Source organism: Methylophaga sp. UBA4204, from assembly GCF_002379485.1.
In the GTDB taxonomy this organism is placed as follows: Bacteria; Pseudomonadota; Gammaproteobacteria; order Nitrosococcales; family Methylophagaceae; genus Methylophaga.
Genome location: NZ_DFTU01000105.1, coordinates 5,821 through 9,722 on the forward strand (window position 1 = coordinate 5,821; position 3,902 = coordinate 9,722).

The window sequence follows — 3,902 nt, forward strand, 5'->3', positions numbered from 1 at the left end:
TTGGCGCTACTCTGCACGGATTCTTCAAGACTGTTCCATGCACCGCAATCTGCACAGCGCCCAGCCCATTGTGGGGTCTGAGCGCCACACTCACGGCAGACATACACTCGCTTGGCTTTAGCCATTCAAATATTCCCTTTGAACTCTCGGTGTCACACAGGTTAATAATTCATAGGGTATGGTTCCGGCTTTATCGGCTAACCATTCAACCGCCAACTCGTTGGCCCCCCAGATAATCACCTCATCATCCAGTTGCGCCTGGGGACAATCATTCAGATTGACGCAGACGGTATCCATCGAGACGCGACCAATAATCGGCACATCTTTACCTCGAATCAAGACTTTGCCAAGATTGGATAAATGACGACTGTAGCCATCACCGTAACCAATACTGACCACGCCCATACGCACGGGTTTATCAGCGGTCCACTGACCGCCATAGCCGACTTCATCCCCAGCTTTTAATTGCTGCGTCGCAATCAATTTGGAGATCAATTGCATGACCGGCTTGAGTCCAACATCAGCCCCTGATTTATTGGCAAATGGTGAGGCGCCATACAACATCAGACCGGGCCTTATCCAGTCATAATGCGATTCAGGCAAACTTATAATCGCTGCTGAATTAGCCATACACACTGGCAAGCCTGTTGTTTCAGCCAGATTTTTCATAACCGTTAATTGTTGGATATTACGTGCATCATTTAATACATCCGAGTTGGCAAAATGACTCATTAAACCAAGCTTGCTCACCAGATCTGAACGTTGTTCAAGTGCATCAATAATCTTTATTACGTCCTGTTGCGGTAAACCTAGACGGTGCATACCGGTTTCCAACATCAGCCATAAAAAAGGTAATGGCTGATGGATTTGCGCTTTTAATAAAAACTCAAGATGCTGTTGCTGATGCAAGACCGGCGTCAACTCAAATTCAGCAGCCAACTGCCATTCTTCTAGGGTGCTGACACCTTCAAAAATGGTAATCGGCTGGACAAATCCATGTTTTCGTAACGTTAATGCTTCACTAAATCGGGCCACTGCAAATGCATCACTTTGCATGAGCGCCTGAGCAACCTGAATGACGCCGTGCCCGTAAGCATCAGCTTTAATGACCGACATCACTTTACTGTTTGGGGCGAAATGACGAACTTGTTGCAGATTATGTTTCAGTGCTGCCAGATCGATTCGGGCAAACGGATAGCGACTCACGATTCATTATCACCGTAATCTTGGTAGTACGCAGGGGCAAAGTTTTCAAACCGGGTGTATTTGCCCTGAAAGGTTAATGCCACGGTGCCAATAGGACCGTTACGCTGTTTACTGATGATGATTTCAGCTTTGCCTTTTTCTGCAGAATCTTCGTTATACACTTCATCACGATAGATAAACACAATGATATCGGCATCCTGCTCAATCGCACCTGACTCACGTAGATCCGACATAACCGGACGTTTATTTGGTCGCTGCTCCAGTGAACGGTTTAACTGGGATAACGCAATCACCGGCACATTGAGCTCTTTGGCCAGTGCTTTTAATGAACGGGAAATTTCTGAAATCTCATTGGTACGATTTTCTGCCTGACGACCGTTGGCACTGCCACTCATTAGCTGCAGGTAATCGACAATGATCAAACTCAGGCCATGCTCACGTTTTAAACGTCTCGCCCGGGCTCTCAGTTCAGAGGGAGTCAAACCACCGGTATCATCAATAAACAGCGGAGCTTCATTTAATAACGCTATGGCTGAGGTTAAGCGTGGCCAGTCATCATCGTTTAATCGACCAGTACGTAAACGATGCTGATCGATTCGACCTAGCGAAGACAACATCCGCATTGCTAATGAGTCAGCAGGCATTTCCATACTGAATACGGCAACGGGCTGTTTGCTGTGAATCGCGGCATTTTCAGCAATATTCATTGCAAAGGTGGTTTTACCCATCGACGGTCGACCAGCGATAATGACCAGATCGGCAGGCTGTAAACCAGATGTCTGATCATCAAAATCAATAAAGCCGGTTGGTAAACCGGTGATACCGCTATCCTGTTCAAACAGCGTATCAATTTTATCGACGACCTTACTCAGAACATCTTTGACCTGAATAAAACCCCCGCCACGTTTGGCACCTTTTTCTGCGATTTCAAAAACGCGTCGCTCAGCAGTATCGAGCATTTCTTCGCTATTACGGCCTTCAGGCGTAAATGCCATATTAGCAATATTATTACCAATCTGGATAAGCTGACGCAGAATCGAACGTTCACGAACGATCGAGGCGTAGGCTTTGATATTTGCAGCACTGGGAGTATTGCGCGCTAAGGCACCGAGATAAGCCAATTCACCGACTTTATCCAGTTCACCGCGCTGATTGTGCCATTCTGCCAACGTGATCACGTCTACAGGATTGGCTTGTTCCATTAATTCGGCTATGCCACGGAAAATAAGTTGATGGTCGTGACGATAGAAGTCCTGCTCAACCAGGAGATCAGATACCTGTTCCCAGGCACTGTTATCAAGCATCAAGCCGCCTAAGACCGATTGTTCAGCTTCAACTGAATGTGGCGGAACCTTCAGGGCCTGAGTTGCGCTGTCTTGATAGCTTTCTGGATAAGTTATCTGTTCCACAGCATTCGTCCAAGCTGGTTAAACAAGCATTTGATTCCATATTAGCGAATCACAAAATTACTGGGACATGGAACACCATGTCCCAATTTTTAACTAATTTTTACTGCTCTTGCTCTTTGGCAATCGCTTCTGCTTCTTCACGTGCAGCATCACGTGCTTTACGAGCTTCTTCAGCAGCAGCAATGGCAGCCAGCTCAGCTTCAGAAGTGATATTGACTTTCACACTCACAACAACATCAGCATGCAATTGCACATCAATGTTGTATTCACCAGTGTGGCGTAAAGGTCCTGTTGGTAAACGGACTTCATTACGGTCTACATCAGCGCCTTTTGCATTGACCGCATCAGCGATTTCTGCAGCAGTAACCGAACCGAATAATTTACCTTCAACACCAGCGTTAGCCATGATATCGACTTCACCAGCTGCAACCAGCTTTTTCTCACGTTCCTGAGCTGCAGTAAGTAATTTGGCAGCAGCCGCTTCAAGTTCAGCGCGACGAGCTTCAAATTTTTCTCTGTTGTTTTTGTTGGCAGGCAAAGCCTTACCCGCAGGAACCAGGAAGTTACGACCATAGCCAGCTTTTACACTAACTTCATCACCCAGATTACCCAGCTTTTGAACTTTTTCCAGCAAAATTACTTGCATCGTTCTAACCCTCATTCGCAGTCTCAGACTGCTTATAAAATAACCGCGTTACGCGATTGCGCGTTTGCGAAAATTAAACCATTGTTCCAATATGCCCAGTGTGGCAGTTAAAATCATCATTTGTGGCAGCATTAACACCATCAGCACATACATTACGACTAACCAGGCGACTGACTTTTGTTTCAATCGAACGATTGCATGTGCAACCGCAATACCTTGTAATGCAAAAAGCACTAACAGCACCGGTAAACAATCAACCAGCAACGTCAAAGACCCCGCCATTCCAGTCAGGGAAAGCCCCATCAAGACGGCTGAGACAGTCGCCAGTGTTTTACCCAGAGTAATTTGAGTAAACTCACTGCCAAATGCACCCTCGTTATATAACGAGGCTTGCCATGCACGGCCAATCAAAATGCCCAGAATAATATTGACACTTACTGCTGCGGCAATCAGACCGGTCATCATGCTGGCCATTTGTACCAGAAAGTTTTGCGTTTCTGTGGCGTTCATCTGCCAACCGGATTGTTCAGATAGTAATTGAACAAATGGTGTCAGCATTTCCTGCCACCACAATGCCGGATTAGGCAAAAAGATATGTGATATCAGTACCACCAGAATACCGACTCCGGCCGCAGCCAGAC

Annotated in this window: 3 protein-coding genes and 2 pseudogenes; all 5 read right to left on the reverse strand. The window is 46.4% G+C overall.

Going from position 1 to position 3,902, the window contains the following annotated elements; all coding sequences use genetic code 11:
* Positions 1-125, reverse strand: a pseudogene (locus tag B3182_RS15355) (DNA repair protein RadA); the annotation flags it as partial.
* Positions 118-1,206 carry an alanine racemase gene (gene alr, locus B3182_RS15360; RefSeq protein ID WP_292357811.1) on the reverse strand — a complete coding sequence of 363 codons (1,089 nt, stop codon included), beginning with the start codon at positions 1,204-1,206 and terminating at the stop codon, positions 118-120. The pseudogene B3182_RS15355 and the gene alr, both read right to left, overlap by 8 nt.
* Positions 1,203-2,615, reverse strand: a complete 1,413-nt coding sequence (dnaB, locus tag B3182_RS15365) for a replicative DNA helicase (RefSeq protein WP_014706209.1) — start codon at positions 2,613-2,615, stop codon at positions 1,203-1,205. The genes alr and dnaB overlap by 4 nt, the downstream gene beginning before the upstream one ends.
* A 100-nt stretch (positions 2,616-2,715) precedes the next feature.
* The gene (gene rplI, locus B3182_RS15370) at positions 2,716-3,261 is read right to left on the reverse strand and encodes a 50S ribosomal protein L9 (RefSeq protein WP_349676187.1); all 546 of its coding nucleotides are present in this window, start codon (positions 3,259-3,261) and stop codon (positions 2,716-2,718) included.
* Between the two features lie 48 nt (positions 3,262-3,309).
* Positions 3,310-3,902: pseudogene (locus tag B3182_RS15375) on the reverse strand (DUF2232 domain-containing protein); the annotation flags it as partial.